We start from the raw sequence: 12624 nt of genomic DNA, 5'->3' as shown, positions 1-12624 counted from the left end.
GGATGCCCACCACGACCCGCGAATCGATCGACCCCCAGGACGGTAACGCGATCCGCTCCGTCGTCGTGGCCTATCTCTCCCGCTACGTGGACGACGAGGCAGTGCTGCACCAGGACCGTCTGATCTCCGCCGGGTGGCTGGACTCGCTGGCGGCGGTGGGACTGATCGGTCATCTCGAACGGTCGTTCGGCCTGGAGGTGGCGGACGAGGACCTTGACATCGCGAACTTCGACTCCCTCGCCGCGATCACCGCATTGGTCACCAGGAAGCTCGACCGGTGAGCGTCACGACCGGGACCGACGCCCGCGCTCTGGCTGCGGGATTCCTCGACGGCAGCGATCTGTCGGCGCTCGGTCTGCTGGTGTCGCCGGAATACGGTGGTGCGGCCCGCGGCTACCAGGAGTTCGGCCAGGTCTGCCGGCTGATCGCCGCGTCGTCCCCGTCCCGGCAGGCACTGCTGACGGTGCACGCCATGGTGTGCCGGGCCGTCCAACGGTGGGGGAACGAGCAGCTGCGCAGTGCCCACCTGCCGCAGCTCGCGACCGGGCAGCGGATCGCGGCTTTCGCGCTGTCCGAGGAGACGGCCGGAAGTGATATCCAGAACCTGTCGATCGCCTGTGAGCCAGAGGCGGACGGGTGGTCGCTGACCGGGTCGAAGCACTGGGTCACCTACGGTCGGGCCGCCGACGTCTTCCTCGTGTTCGCGGGGACCGAGAGGGGCGCTGTCGCGCTGCTGGTGGACAGTGACACCCCCGGCGTGCAGGTGGAGGAGTGCCCCCGCACCAGTGGGTTCGCGGAGGCCGAACTGGGGACCATCAGATTCGACGGATGTCGGGTACCGAGCTCGCGGCAGGTCGGCAGGACCGGCAGTGCCCTCGCGCATGTGGCGACGGACGCGCTTCTCCTGGGCCGCCTCGCGGTCGCGTTCGCCTCGCTGGGTCTCGCCCAGGCGGGATTGCGTGCGGCGACCGAGCGGGCGGTCGCCCGGCACCCGTCGGGACACGCCCTGCACGAGCGACAGCTGGTGCGCGGGCTGCTCGCCGACGCAGCCGTCGCGGTGCACGGGGCTGAGGATCTGTGTCGACGCGCCGCCGACTCGATGCAGGACCGCGGCGAGTGGCTGATCCAGGACGTGCTGATCGCCAAGCTGGCAGCCAGCAGGGCCGCCACCCTCGCCACCTCGGTCGCCGCACAGATCGCCGGGGCCGCCGGGCTGCTGGACGGGTCTCCGGTCGACCGGATGGTGCGGGACGCCCGGGTGTACGAGGTGATCGAGGGCAACACCCAGCTGCTCCAGGATCTGGTCGCGGGCCAGGTCATCGCCCGGCATCGGAGCGGGGTCGACGATGACTGATCGGCGTCCGGCCGCCAGGGTGAAGTGTGTGGTCTGGGATCTGGACGGCACGTTGTGGCACGGCGTGCTGGCCGAGGGAGGTGGCACCCGACTTCGCGACGGTGTGCGCGAGACCGTCCTGGAACTCGACCGGCGCGGAGTCCTGCAGAGCATCGCCAGCAAGAACGAACCGGGACCGGCGTTGCGCCGACTCGACCGCCTCGGCCTGGCGGAGTACTTCCTGGTGCCTCAGATCTCCTGGGACGCCAAGTCCGTCCTGATCGAACGGGTGGCCGCCGGGCTTGGGATCGGCGTGGACACGGTGGCATTCGTCGACGACTCGGCCTTCGAGCGCGCTGAGGTCGCCGACGCGCTGCCCGAGGTCCGGTGCTTCGACCTGGACGACCTGTCGGGGCTGACCGAACGGAGCGAGTTCGATCTCCCGATCACCGTCGAGGCGAGCCGTCGACGGCATCTGTACCGGGAAGCCGCCACCCGCCGGACGTACGAGGAGGGGTTCGTCGGTCCGCGGTCGGACTTCCTGCGATCGCTGGACATGCGTCTGGTGGTGCGCCCCACCCGCGCGGCGGATCTGGTGCGAGCCGCCGAGCTGACGCAACGGACCCATCAGCTCAATACGACCGGACTGCAGCTGAGCGCCGCCCAGTTGGCCGAGCTGATCGACGATGCCGACAGCCTGGTGTGGTCGGTGTCGCTGAGCGACCAGTTCGGGGACTACGGCGTGATCGGGCTGGTGGTGGTCGCGCTGGAAGAGCGGCAGTGGCGCATCCGGCTGTTCCTGATGTCGTGCCGCGTGATGGGACGCAACGTCGGCGGGGCGGTGTTGGCGGTGCTCGCCGAGCGGGCCGGGGCTGCCGGTCGCGATCTGGTCGCCGACTTCCGTCCCAATGACGTGAACCGGCAGATGTACCTGGTCTATCGGCTGGCTGGCTTCACCGTCGACGGTGAGCTCGATGGCATCCGGCGGATGCGCCTGGGCCGGACCACGACCTTGACGGTGCCGGAGTACGTGGACCTGGACCTGTCCGAACTGGAAGCGAGGAGATGACGATGGATGCCTTCACCGAACGGTGGGTCGACAAGTTCACCGACGCGTACGAGGAGGAGCGGCTGGGCGAGCTGTCATGGGTCACCACCTCGGTGAATCCGGCGGTCGAGCAGCTGGTGATCGACCAGGTCCTGCGACGCGGGGCCACCGTGCTGGATCTGGGCTGCGGACCCGGCGTGACAGCCGTCTTCCTCGCTCGGCACGGCATGCACGTCACCGGCATCGACCGGTCGGCGGCGGCCCTGCGCCGGGCGCGTGAGCTCGCTGACTTCTACGGCGAGGACATCACGCTGGTCGAGGGCGACGTGCTGGACATCCCGATCGCGGACGCCAGCGTGGACGTGGTCCACGACTCGTTCGTCTACCACAACATTCGTCCCGAGCACCGGCAGCGCTACGCGGACGAGGTGGCACGTGTGCTGCGGCCCGGCGGCCTTGTGGTGATGACCGAGTTCTCCGACCGGATGACCCCGGGAACGGGTCCGATCCGACTGTCGCCGGACGACATGGTGTTGCCCTGGATCGGCGCTTTCGAGATCGACGAGCTGCGGCGGTTCAGGAACCTTCCCACCGAGAAGCGGCCGGACCAATGGCACTGGCTCGCGGTGTACCGCAAGCGGGTCACCGGATGACGGCGAGGTTCGACGGACGCCGCGTCCTGGTGACCGGAGGCGGTCGTGGGATCGGCCGTGCCTGCGCGCTCTCCTTCGCCCGGGAGGGAGCGGCAGTGGCGGTGCTCAGCCGGACGGCGGGGGAGCTGCGCGCCGTCAGCGGTGAGCTCGCTTCGATCGGTGGTCGTCCCGCTCCGTGGTCGGTGGTCGACGTCGCCGACCCGGATCAGGTGACCCGGGGGGTGGGTGAGCTGGCCGAGCAGCTCGGTGGAGCGTTCGACACGGTGGTCAACTGCGCTGGCGTCTTCGGCATGGGTCCCACGCTCGACCTCGACCCGCAGCTGACCCGGGACATGATCGCGGTGAACGCGATCGGCCCGCTGCTGGTCTCCCGTGCGGTGGCGGCCCCGATGATCGAGGCCGGGTTCGGCCGGATCGTCCATTTCGCCTCGCTGCTGTCGTATACGGCCTTCCCCGGGCGGGCCGCCTATGCCGCCAGCAAAGGTGCCGTCTCCCAGACGATCAAGGCGCTGGCAGTGGAATGGGCCGAGTTCGGGGTGACGGTCAACGGGGTGGCACCCGGGATGATCCGGATCGAGACGCCGCACCCGGCGGTGGTCGCCGGAGACCTGACCGAGGACGCGATCGTGCGCCGCATCCCGATGCGCCGCCGGGGCACCCCAGCGGACGTCACGGGCGCTGTGCGCTTTCTGGCCTCGGACGAGGCGGAGTACATCACCGGCCACACGATCGTCGTGGACGGGGGCTGGCTGAGCTATGGATATCTGTGACATGGGGACGACGACATGCTGAGACACGCGATCATCGGTTGCGGGCGAGTCGCCCCCAACCACATCGACGCTTTCGCCGCGGTGGACGGCTGGGAAGTCGCTCTGGTCTGCGACGAGAAGCCCCGGGCGGCAGCCTTCGCGGCCGAATACGCAGTGCCCGCCTGGACCGACCGCGCCGAGGACGTGCTCGCCGATGACGACATCACCAGCGTGTCGGTCGCTGTCGGACACCACGCGCACGCGGATCTGGTGGAGGCGGCGCTGCGCGCGGGCAAGCATGTGATCGTGGAGAAGCCCTTCGGGCTGGACCCGGAGCGTTCCCGCGACCTCGCGCGGTACGCCGCCACCCAGGACCTCACCCTCACGGTGGTGTCGCAGCACCGCTACGACCCGGTGGTGGCGGCCGTCAGGTCCTGGTTGGACGAAGGGTTGCTCGGCACGGTCGTCTATGCGACCGCCACGCTTCAGGCGCACAGGTCGCCGGACTACTACAGCGAGTCGACCTGGCGCGGACGGCGTGCGGGGGAGGGCGGTTCGGCACTGATCAACCAGGGGTACCACTGCCTGGACGTCCTGCGCTGGCTGTGCGGCGACCTCGAGGTGGAACGTGCGGTGTCGCGCACCGTGGCGCTCGCGGACGTGATCGAGACCGAGGACACGTTGTGCGGACTGCTGACCACGTCGGCCGGCGCACCCGTGCTGCTCGGGATCACCGTGGCGAGTGCCGCGCAGTGGCGCACCCGGATCGAGATCGTCGGCACCGAGGGGTCGGTCAGCTTCGACCTCGATCACCCGGGCCGACTGCACGACTGGCACGGATCGCCCGCGCTGTGCGAGCGGGCGAGCGCGGAGCAGGCCCGAGGCGTCCAGGAAGACCCACCCGGCCTCGCCTACTACGGGGTCTCGCACCGTCGACAGATCGCCGACTTCTGCGCGGCGGTGAGCGAGCACCGCGCCATGATGTTCGCCCCGCTCGACGCGTTGGGGACCCTGGCGACGATCACCGAGCTCTACCGGCAGGGGGAGCGGCCATGAGGATGCGGCTGCCGATGCGCAGGCCGCGGGCCTACGCCTACCAGTTCTATGCGTTCCCCTTGATGGTGTGCGAGCAGGTACCCGCCAGCGATGACTGGGTGTTCAGCAACTACATCCAACTCGCCCTCGACCCCGACCCCGGCTCACCGGTGCCGTTCTGCTTCTACTTCGACGACCACACCCGGTCGCCGTGGTGGGACACCCAACGCCTGACCCGGCAGTGGCTGGCACGCCGCGGTGACGACATCGTCTCGGTCGCCAGGGACGCCCTGGCTGACGGGTGGTACGTCTACCTCACCGTGAATGAGCGGTACGTGCCGCACCGACTCGCGCACCTGGACGACACCGACTACCCGCACGACCTGCTGATCTTCGGGTGCGACGACAGCGCCGGCGACTTCGACCTCCTGGGCTACGACGAGCGTCAGCAGTTCGCGGCGACGACCATTCCCCAGGATCTGCTCCGGGACGCGTACGAGTACCTCGGGGATCAGCCCTTCTACGACACCGGAATCGTGTTGTACCGGCCGCGCCCGTCCGGTCACTACCGCCTGGACCACGGATTCATCGCCGACTCGCTCGAGGAGTACCTGACGGGTGCCGACACGTCCGCTCGATTCCAGGCAACCGCCGAACCGATGGACCGGATCTGGGGTGCTCAGGCGTACCCCTATCTGATCGAACGGCTCAGAGGATCGGCGCAGGGAACCACCATGAGCGTGATCGACGCCCAGGTGCTGTGGGAGCACAAGCACGTGATGCTGGAACGCGCCGACCACTGTCTGCGGGCGGGTGTCGACGTCGCGGACCTGATGCCCGGGCTGCGCCGGATCGAGCGGCTGGCATGGACGCTGCGCACCGTCCTGATGACCGGCGACCGCGCGCAGATCGATGACGCACCGGTGCTGATCGAGCAGATCGCTGCCGACGAGCGCGACCTGGTGGGGGCATTCGTCGGTGCCTTGCGAGGAGCTGCCGCATGATCGAGGTCGACCATCTTGTCCGCACCTTCGACATCACCGTCCGCCCGCCCGGCCTGCGCGGCGCACTGCGGTCGGTGGTGCACCGGGAGTCGCGCACCATCACCGCCGTCGACGACATCGGATTCCGGGTGGGAGCGGGTGAGATCGTCGGCTTCCTCGGACCCAACGGAGCCGGGAAGACCACCACTCTCAAGTGCATCGCTGGGTTGCTGACCACCACCTCCGGGCGGGTGAGGGTCCTCGGCTACGACCCTGCCGCCCGCGACTCCGAGTTTCTGCGGCGGATCGGGTTCGTGATGGGTCAGCGCTGGCAGCTGCACGTCGATCTGCCGGTGTGGGAGTCATTCGACCTGCACCGGGTGATCTACCGGCTCGGCAAACAGGAGTTCGCCGACACCCGCGATCAGTTGGTCGAGATGCTGGGACTCGGTCCCTATGTCATGCAACAGGCCCGACGGTTGAGCCTGGGCCAGCGGATGCGGTGCGAGTTCGCCGCGGCGTTGCTGCACCGTCCTGCGGTGGTGCTGCTGGACGAGCCGACCCTGGGGCTGGACTTCGAGGCACAGCAGCAGATTCGGACCTTCATCGCCGAGTACGTCGCCCAGACGCAGGCGTCGGTGCTGCTCACCTCCCACTACCTCCGGGACATCGAGGTGCTGTGCGGGCGGGTGCTCACGATCAGCGACGGACGATTGACCTTCTCCGGCTCATTGGCGGAGATCCGTGCCACGGCGGGTCGGGACAAACGGGTGCGGGTGCGCTTCGTGCAGCCGTTGACCGACGGTCAGGTCGCCGAGCTCGGCGCGCTCACGGGCGTCACGGTGGTGGAGGTCTCCCGGTCGCAGATCGTGCTCGAGGCGGCACCGGGCGCGATCGGCCGCGCGGTCGACACGGTGGAGCGCTGGGTGGCGGTGGAGGATGTCGACGTCGCCGAGCAGCCACTCGAGGACGCGCTCACCCGGCTGTACCACGGCGGCCGACCGTGAACCTCGCCGGGATGTTCGGACTGTTCCGGGTGGAACTGCAAGCCCGCAGCACCTATCGCGCGCAGATCGTGCTCGGCGCGCTCGGGTGGGTGGTCCCGTTGGCATTCATGGCGTTGTGGCGGGGCGCTGCGGCCGACAACCCGGTCGACGGCATCGACCAGGCCCAGTTCACGACCTATTTCGGGGTGCTGCTCGCCCTGTCCAACCTGAGCCTGACCGGCAACGTGGTGTTTGCGATGTCGAGCCGGATCCACAACGGGCAGCTGTCGGTGATGCTGATGCGGCCGATGCCGCCCACGGTGGTTCCCGTGCTGGAGAGCGCCGCCACCAATGTGTTCCGGCTGCCGGTGGTCATCGTCGCCGTGCCGCTGATCGTCATCCTGGGTGGCGGCGTGGTCAGGGGCGGGGTCTCGGTGTGGGTGACGGCCGTCGTGGTCGCGGTGCTCGGTGCGGTGGCCGTCGCGTACGTCGCGACCATCGTCGCCACCGTGGCCTTCTGGTTGACCAAAGCCGATGGGGTGATGGGCCTGGTCGTCGGTCTGGAATGGGTGCTCGGCGGCATGGTCGCCCCGGTCGTCCTGCTGCCGCAGCCCCTGCCGACGGTCCTGGTGCACCAGCCGTTCTGGTTCGCCCAGGGAGCTCCCGCGCAAATGCTCGCGGGAATCGGCGATGTGTCGGCGTTCGGCACCATCGCGGAAGCTGCGGTGTGGGTGGTCGGCCTGCATCTGCTGCTCCGGGTCGTGTGGCGCCGCGCGCTGCGTCGGTACGAGGCGGTGGGAACGTGATCGGCGGGCGCACGGGCCGGGTGCTGTGGGCGAGTTGGCGGGCGACCGCTGCCGGTGCCGCCGAATATCGCGGGGACATGCTGACGGGAACCCTGGTGTCCATCGTGTGGCTGGGCGTCTCCTCGGTGCCGTCCGTGGTGGTCTCGCTGCGCGCGGCGGACGCCGGGGGATGGGGGTTGCCGCAGCTGTTGTACCTGCTCTCCATCTGGTACCTGATGGATGCGGTGATGTGGATCGTGATCATGCCGAACATCGGGCAGTGGCCGGAGCAGGTGCGCACCGGGTCGCTGGACGCCGTGCTGCTCAAGCCGGTCAACTCGCTGATCTACTGCTCGCTGCGGGTGCTCGGCGTCCAGGACTTGCCGAAGCTGCTCCTCGCGGCCGGACTCGCTGTCACCGCTGTCGCGCTCGGTGGCGGACCGCCGACCCCCGCGGCTGCTGTCGCCTCGGTGATCGCCGTCCTCTGCGGGCTGGTGCTGCTGTGGGCGCTGGGGGTGATCACCTCGTACAAGGTGCTGTCCCAGGTGCAGTGGGATGCCTCGTTCGTGCTGCACGCGGCGCTGAACCTCGGCCGCGTCCCGACATCGCTGTACGGGCCGCTGTTCCGCACCGTGCTGACCTGGGTGCTTCCGGTGGCTTTCATCACGACCGTCCCGGCGGAGGTCATGTTCGGTATGGCGTCCCCGTGGATGGCAGTGGTCGCGCTCGCCCTGACAGCGGTCGTGGTGCTGATAGTGGTCGTGCTCTGGCGACGCGAACTCGGCCGCTACACCGGAGCGATGAGTTGAACGGCGTCGACCCGCTGCCGGATGACACCGTCGATCGGGTGGTGATGATGTGCGGTCTGGCAGGTTCAGGGAAGACGACGATGTCACTGCGCCTCCAGGAGCGGGGCTACCGGCGGTTCTCGTTCGACGAGCGGGCCTGGGACGCGGGGTTCCGTCGGCACCCGGTCGATCAGGATGTGGCCGAGAGGATCCACCGTGGCATCGACGCCGACGCTCTGGCAGCAGCTGCCGCCGGTGTCCCGGTGGTCATCGACACCTCATTCTGGTCGCGGCGGTCCCGGGACCGGATCCGAGCGTTGTTCGCCCCGCTCGGCATCGTGCCGGTGGTGTACTACCTGCGTTCGGACCGGGATGAGCTTCGGCGCCGACTGGATCTGCGAGGGGATCGCGGACCCAACGACGTCCAGGTCCCCGGGGAGCTGATGCGGCAGTACGTGGACGGATTCGAGGTTCCGACTCCGGACGAGGGACCGGTCAAGGAGTTCTCGCCGTGACCGGCGCGATGCACGCAGGCACCGCGGCCGCCGTGAGCAGATGGCGGGTGCCACCGCGGCTGGTGACCCGCCACCGCCCGATGACTGCCTCCAGCAGGCGGTGGGACGGGTCGGCGTCCCCGGTCGGCCCGCAGCAGAAGGTGCCGTCGGGCCGCAGATCCACCTGGCAGTCGTCGAAGCCCAGCCACCGTCCGGTCAAGGGGAACCAGGCCTTGAACACCGCCTCCTTCGCGCTGAACACCAGCCGGTCCCCAGCGATGGTCGCGTCGCCCTGGGCAAGATCCGCCACACATCGGTCCTCGCCGTCGACATGCACGCTGTCCCACACTCCGTGCGGCAGCGCCAGGTCAGGCTCGACGTCCAGGCCGACCGACCCCACGTGCTCGCTGCGCCCGAGCGCGGCCGCCGCGAAGCCGGCAGTGTGGGTGAGACTGCCGACCACGCCGTGCGGCCACCGTGGCGCGCGGGTGCGCCACATCGGGCCCGTGCCTCCCACGGGGAGGATGGCCGCGGGCTCGATCATGAGGTCTCGCATCGCCGCGCGCGCACAGGCCCGCGCGGCGGCGAACTGCGCACGCCGTTGTGGTGCCGATCCCGCGACCGTCGCCTCCTCAGCCGGGAACAGCGGCCAGCACCGGCCGATGTCGACGGTCGACCGGATCACGACCGGCAGACCGAGCGCCGTCGCGAGGGCCGACTCGCCATGCGTGCCCACGTCGTGTCCTCGGGCCCCGATCACCCTCACCCCTCCGTCGTCTGCGAGTGCCACACGATGAACCAGCGCCAGGCTCATGCCGAGGAATCAGATCGGCGCGCGGCGCTGTGGGCGGCGATGGCCGATGCCTGCCACGACCAGCACGACCCTAGTGGAGCCCCGCATCCGGTGGTCGACCTCATCGACCAGACTCGCGACCTGCTGGCATCTCACGGGTTCGGGTGGCGTGTGACGCCGGAGATCGATGACGTCTGGCACAGCTTCGACCTGCTGGAGATCCCGGTCGACCACCCGACCAGGACATCTGCGCACACGATGCTGCTCCCCGGCGGCCGTCTGCTGCGCAGCCACACCACGTCCTCGGTGATGAGGGCGCTACTGGCGGCACGGGGCCAGGGTCTGGTCAGGGTCGCGGTCGGGGGTGCCTGTCACCGCCGGACCATCCCGTCCCCCCGGTTCGTGACCCGCTTCCACCAGGTGGAGGCGGCTGCGGTGGGCACGGACGCCGGCCTCGGCGATCTCATCGCGCTGGCACACGCGGTGGGCGACGAGCTCCTCGGACGCTCGAGTGAACCGCGTCTGCGCCTGCGCTCACTGCCCTACGTGTCGCCGGGAATCGCTGTCGATCTGCCATGCACCGCCTGCGGTGGGGCGGGCTGTGGCCTGTGCGCCGGGCGGGGCTACCTCGAGATCATGTCCGGTGGCATCTTCCGGGCCAGCATCCGGGACCGGATCGGGATCGGACCCGACAACCTCGCCTGGTCGCTGGCGGTGTCGATGGAACGCATCCTCGCCCTGCGGGACGGACGGGCAGACATCAGGCCGTACGTCACGGCGGACGGCGGGCGCTCACGATGAGCCGGATCCCGCTCAGCTGGGTGAACTCGCTGCTCGACAATCCGGTCGAGGTCGGGATCGTGGACCTCGTGCTGGGGGAGATGGGGGTCGTCGTGAACTCCGTCACCGGCGTGGGGGCCGCGTGCCGGGATGTCGTGGTCGGCGAGGTGCTCAGCGAGCCGGGGCAGCCGTTGGTGATGGCAGTCCCCACACCCGAGCGGGTGGCGCTCCCGTCCGATCTGCGTGACGTCCCGGCTCGCGGCACCAAGGTCGCTGTCGCCCTACCGGGCGCTTTGGTCATGCGCGCCGCGGGGGGTGAGACCGAGGGGCCTTATGGCACTTTCCGGGCCGTCGTCACCGGGAGCGGGCAAGCGGTGCGGGTGGGCAGGGTCTGTGTCGAGGCCGATCTCGCCGAGGGAGGGGCACCAGAACTGGCGGTCCTGCCGGAGGACAGCACTCCCGGCGCACCGGTGCGCGACTGGCTACCGAGGGCGTGGGGTGACGACGTGCTCTCGGTGCGGCTTCCGCCCGGCGTCGAGGTGGCAGGTCGGGTCGCCGAGCTGGCGGAGGAATTGGTCCGCCGAGGAATCGCTGGGCGATCGACGCCGGTTCCCCGAGCGGAGGATCCCGCACCGGGGCACCTGGTGGTCGACATCCCGGGCATCACAGCCGCTGCTGTGCTGATCGCAGGCCCGGAGCCGGACATCCTGGTGCCGGAAGACGACCGACGGCGGCACCGTTCGGTGGGGATCCCGCCTGGGCCGTCGGCTGTCGACGAGTATCTGGCGGCCGCGGCATTCGAGACCGGGCTCAGGTTCGATCGCCGTCGGTCGGCTGGTGGCGTCCCGGCGATCACGCTGACCGGTGCAGACGGGGAGGTGCGGGTCAGCGTCGCTGAGTCCGGTCCTGCCGAGGCGGACACCGAGAGCTGGATCGTGACGGTGTGGGGCCCGAGCGCCGTGGCCGGAGCAGACGACTGTCGTCGGGCGCTGATTCGAGTGTGCAGGTGGCTGGGTGTCACCCCGCAACGCAGCTGGGACGGTGGCGGAGCTGAGGTCGCGCCGCTCACTCGGACCCTGGCGGCGAGTCGCTTCCAGGCCGTCACCGGGATGCCGCCGACCGCCGCCGATCTGGGGCAGGTGCTGCGCCCCGCGGGTATCCGGGTCACGCTGGACGGTGCTGACCGGATGTCGGTACGAGTCCCCGCCTCCCGTGCGGACATCGTCGACGAGGAGACCCTGGTCGAGGAGGTGGTGCGCAGGATCGGCCTGAGCCGATTGCCAGGAGTCGCCACCCGCGCCGAGATGACCCGTGACCGCGCCGACCATTCGCGCGCCGAACGTGCGGTGCGCCGCAGGCTTCAGGCGGCGGGCTGGACCGAGCTGGTGACGCCGATGGTCGTGCCGGCGGATGCCGAAGCGCTTGAGGCGAGCCGGTTGCTCGGGACGAGCGAGGCGGTGCGGGACTCGGTGCTGCCCGGACTGCTCGTCGAAGCCGGTCGGCCGGCCGGGAACGGGGGAGTGTTCGAGATCGGCTCGGTCTACACCGCCGACGGCAGTGCCGAACGCCGGGTACTCGGACTCGTCAGGGAGGTCGATCCGGCACCCGCCGCTCAGGGGACGGCACCGGGTGATGGGATGCGACTGCTCGGCCTCGTGGCACGCACGATCCATGGGCCAGACCTGGAATGGGGGCTGTTGCGTCGGGACCACCAGGGCGAGTGGCGTGCGCTCCGAGCCGGAGGCAGGGACGTCGGCAGCGTCCGGTTGGGCGCGATGACGGGCAGCACCGTCACGCTCACCGCGGAAATCGAGTTCGCCTCGCCGTCGCCCGACGGTTCGCCGACCGGGTCGGCCCTCGGATCGGGCCGGCGGCCGTCGGTGATCCGCCAGTCGAGCCATCCCGCCGCGCTGCGGGATCTCACGGTCATGTTGCCGACGGACTTGTCCGCCGTGGGATTCCGTGAGCGGCTCACCGCCGTCGAGCCGCTGGTAGCGGACGTCGCGCTGGTCGACCGCTACCGTGACCCGGACTCGCTGCGGATGTGGCTCACCTTTCGCATGACCCTGTCGTCGCGCTGGCGGTCGATCCCGCGTAGCGAGGCGCGGGAGCTGATGGTGCGGGTAGCACGGCGCTGCGACGCGTGGGGCGTGGCGATACGGGAGTGATCCGACCGTGCGCCCGCACACGACGAAGG

Annotated in this window: 14 protein-coding genes; 13 read left to right on the top strand and 1 reads right to left on the bottom strand. The window is 69.9% G+C overall.

Going from position 1 to position 12624, the window contains the following annotated elements; genetic code table 11:
- Nucleotides 1-2: 2 nt before the first annotated feature.
- The 11 genes from HGK68_RS09080 to HGK68_RS09030 all read left to right on the top strand — a co-directional run bounded on the left by HGK68_RS09080 (nucleotide 3) and on the right by HGK68_RS09030 (nucleotide 8875).
- Entirely contained in the window at nucleotides 3-281 is a 279-nt protein-coding gene (locus HGK68_RS09080) for an acyl carrier protein (RefSeq protein ID WP_169165673.1), read from the top strand.
- Nucleotides 278-1354 carry an acyl-CoA dehydrogenase family protein gene (locus tag HGK68_RS09075; protein WP_169165672.1) on the top strand — a complete coding sequence of 359 codons (1077 nt, stop codon included), beginning with the start codon at nucleotides 278-280 and terminating at the stop codon, nucleotides 1352-1354. The genes HGK68_RS09080 and HGK68_RS09075 overlap by 4 nt, the downstream gene beginning before the upstream one ends.
- Before the next feature lie 28 nt (nucleotides 1355-1382).
- Complete coding sequence (locus HGK68_RS09070) at nucleotides 1383-2402, top strand: HAD-IIIC family phosphatase (RefSeq protein WP_169165671.1); 1020 nt, start codon at nucleotides 1383-1385, stop codon at nucleotides 2400-2402.
- A gap of 2 nt (nucleotides 2403-2404) precedes the next feature.
- Nucleotides 2405-3034 (top strand): class I SAM-dependent methyltransferase, encoded by a 630-nt coding sequence (locus HGK68_RS09065; protein WP_169165670.1) that lies wholly within the window; start codon nucleotides 2405-2407, stop codon nucleotides 3032-3034.
- Nucleotides 3031-3804 carry an SDR family NAD(P)-dependent oxidoreductase gene (locus tag HGK68_RS09060; RefSeq protein ID WP_169165669.1) on the top strand — a complete coding sequence of 258 codons (774 nt, stop codon included), beginning with the start codon at nucleotides 3031-3033 and terminating at the stop codon, nucleotides 3802-3804. Before HGK68_RS09065 ends, HGK68_RS09060 begins: the two co-directional genes overlap by 4 nt.
- A gap of 15 nt (nucleotides 3805-3819) precedes the next feature.
- Nucleotides 3820-4839 (top strand): Gfo/Idh/MocA family protein, encoded by a 1020-nt coding sequence (locus HGK68_RS09055; RefSeq protein WP_169165668.1) that lies wholly within the window; start codon nucleotides 3820-3822, stop codon nucleotides 4837-4839.
- Entirely contained in the window at nucleotides 4836-5822 is a 987-nt protein-coding gene (locus HGK68_RS09050; protein WP_169165667.1) for a hypothetical protein, read from the top strand. The genes HGK68_RS09055 and HGK68_RS09050 overlap by 4 nt, the downstream gene beginning before the upstream one ends.
- On the top strand, nucleotides 5819-6808 hold the full coding sequence (locus HGK68_RS09045; protein WP_169165666.1) for an ABC transporter ATP-binding protein: 990 nt from the start codon (nucleotides 5819-5821) through the stop codon (nucleotides 6806-6808). The genes HGK68_RS09050 and HGK68_RS09045 overlap by 4 nt, the downstream gene beginning before the upstream one ends.
- Nucleotides 6809-6819: 11 nt before the next feature.
- Nucleotides 6820-7593, top strand: coding sequence for an ABC-2 family transporter protein (locus tag HGK68_RS09040; RefSeq protein ID WP_169165665.1), 774 nt, complete (start codon nucleotides 6820-6822; stop codon nucleotides 7591-7593).
- A 77-nt stretch (nucleotides 7594-7670) separates the two neighbouring features.
- Nucleotides 7671-8381 carry an ABC-2 family transporter protein gene (locus HGK68_RS09035; RefSeq protein ID WP_169165664.1) on the top strand — a complete coding sequence of 237 codons (711 nt, stop codon included), beginning with the start codon at nucleotides 7671-7673 and terminating at the stop codon, nucleotides 8379-8381.
- Between the two features lie 80 nt (nucleotides 8382-8461).
- The gene (locus HGK68_RS09030) at nucleotides 8462-8875 is read left to right on the top strand and encodes an AAA family ATPase (protein ID WP_246260236.1); all 414 of its coding nucleotides are present in this window, start codon (nucleotides 8462-8464) and stop codon (nucleotides 8873-8875) included.
- Here the strand turns inward: HGK68_RS09030 and HGK68_RS09025 are convergent.
- Nucleotides 8856-9668: a 4'-phosphopantetheinyl transferase superfamily protein gene (locus tag HGK68_RS09025; protein ID WP_169165662.1), complete on the bottom strand. Its 813-nt coding sequence runs from the start codon at nucleotides 9666-9668 to the stop codon at nucleotides 8856-8858. The genes HGK68_RS09030 and HGK68_RS09025 overlap by 20 nt on opposite strands.
- Between HGK68_RS09025 and HGK68_RS09020 the strand changes: the two genes are divergently transcribed.
- A complete protein-coding gene (locus HGK68_RS09020) occupies nucleotides 9648-10448 on the top strand; it encodes a tRNA ligase subunit PheS family protein (RefSeq protein ID WP_169165661.1) in 801 nt (266 codons plus the stop codon). The two genes, HGK68_RS09025 and HGK68_RS09020, sit on opposite strands and share 21 nt — an antisense overlap.
- A gap of 20 nt (nucleotides 10449-10468) precedes the next feature.
- Nucleotides 10469-12595 carry a hypothetical protein gene (locus HGK68_RS09015; protein ID WP_169165660.1) on the top strand — a complete coding sequence of 709 codons (2127 nt, stop codon included), beginning with the start codon at nucleotides 10469-10471 and terminating at the stop codon, nucleotides 12593-12595.
- Nucleotides 12596-12624: the final 29 nt, after the last annotated feature.

The sequence above is a fragment of the Cellulomonas taurus genome (assembly GCF_012931845.1).
Classification (GTDB): Bacteria; Actinomycetota; Actinomycetes; order Actinomycetales; family Cellulomonadaceae; genus Cellulomonas; species Cellulomonas taurus.
Note: the sequence above shows the minus strand (reverse complement) of the source record. Positions and strands in the feature narration are given on the sequence as shown.

Coding starts and splice junctions, on each gene's coding strand:
- HGK68_RS09080 (WP_169165673.1), top strand. CDS start 3: ATGCCCACCACGACCCGCGAATCGATCGACCCCCAGGACGGTAACGCG.
- HGK68_RS09035 (WP_169165664.1), top strand. CDS start 7,671: ATGCTGACGGGAACCCTGGTGTCCATCGTGTGGCTGGGCGTCTCCTCG.
- HGK68_RS09065 (WP_169165670.1), top strand. CDS start 2,405: ATGGATGCCTTCACCGAACGGTGGGTCGACAAGTTCACCGACGCGTAC.
- HGK68_RS09050 (WP_169165667.1), top strand. CDS start 4,836: ATGAGGATGCGGCTGCCGATGCGCAGGCCGCGGGCCTACGCCTACCAG.
- HGK68_RS09025 (WP_169165662.1), bottom strand. CDS start 9,668: ATGAGCCTGGCGCTGGTTCATCGTGTGGCACTCGCAGACGACGGAGGG.
- HGK68_RS09030 (WP_246260236.1), top strand. CDS start 8,462: ATGTCACTGCGCCTCCAGGAGCGGGGCTACCGGCGGTTCTCGTTCGAC.
- HGK68_RS09045 (WP_169165666.1), top strand. CDS start 5,819: ATGATCGAGGTCGACCATCTTGTCCGCACCTTCGACATCACCGTCCGC.
- HGK68_RS09060 (WP_169165669.1), top strand. CDS start 3,031: ATGACGGCGAGGTTCGACGGACGCCGCGTCCTGGTGACCGGAGGCGGT.
- HGK68_RS09020 (WP_169165661.1), top strand. CDS start 9,648: ATGAACCAGCGCCAGGCTCATGCCGAGGAATCAGATCGGCGCGCGGCG.
- HGK68_RS09040 (WP_169165665.1), top strand. CDS start 6,820: ATGTTCGGACTGTTCCGGGTGGAACTGCAAGCCCGCAGCACCTATCGC.
- HGK68_RS09055 (WP_169165668.1), top strand. CDS start 3,820: ATGCTGAGACACGCGATCATCGGTTGCGGGCGAGTCGCCCCCAACCAC.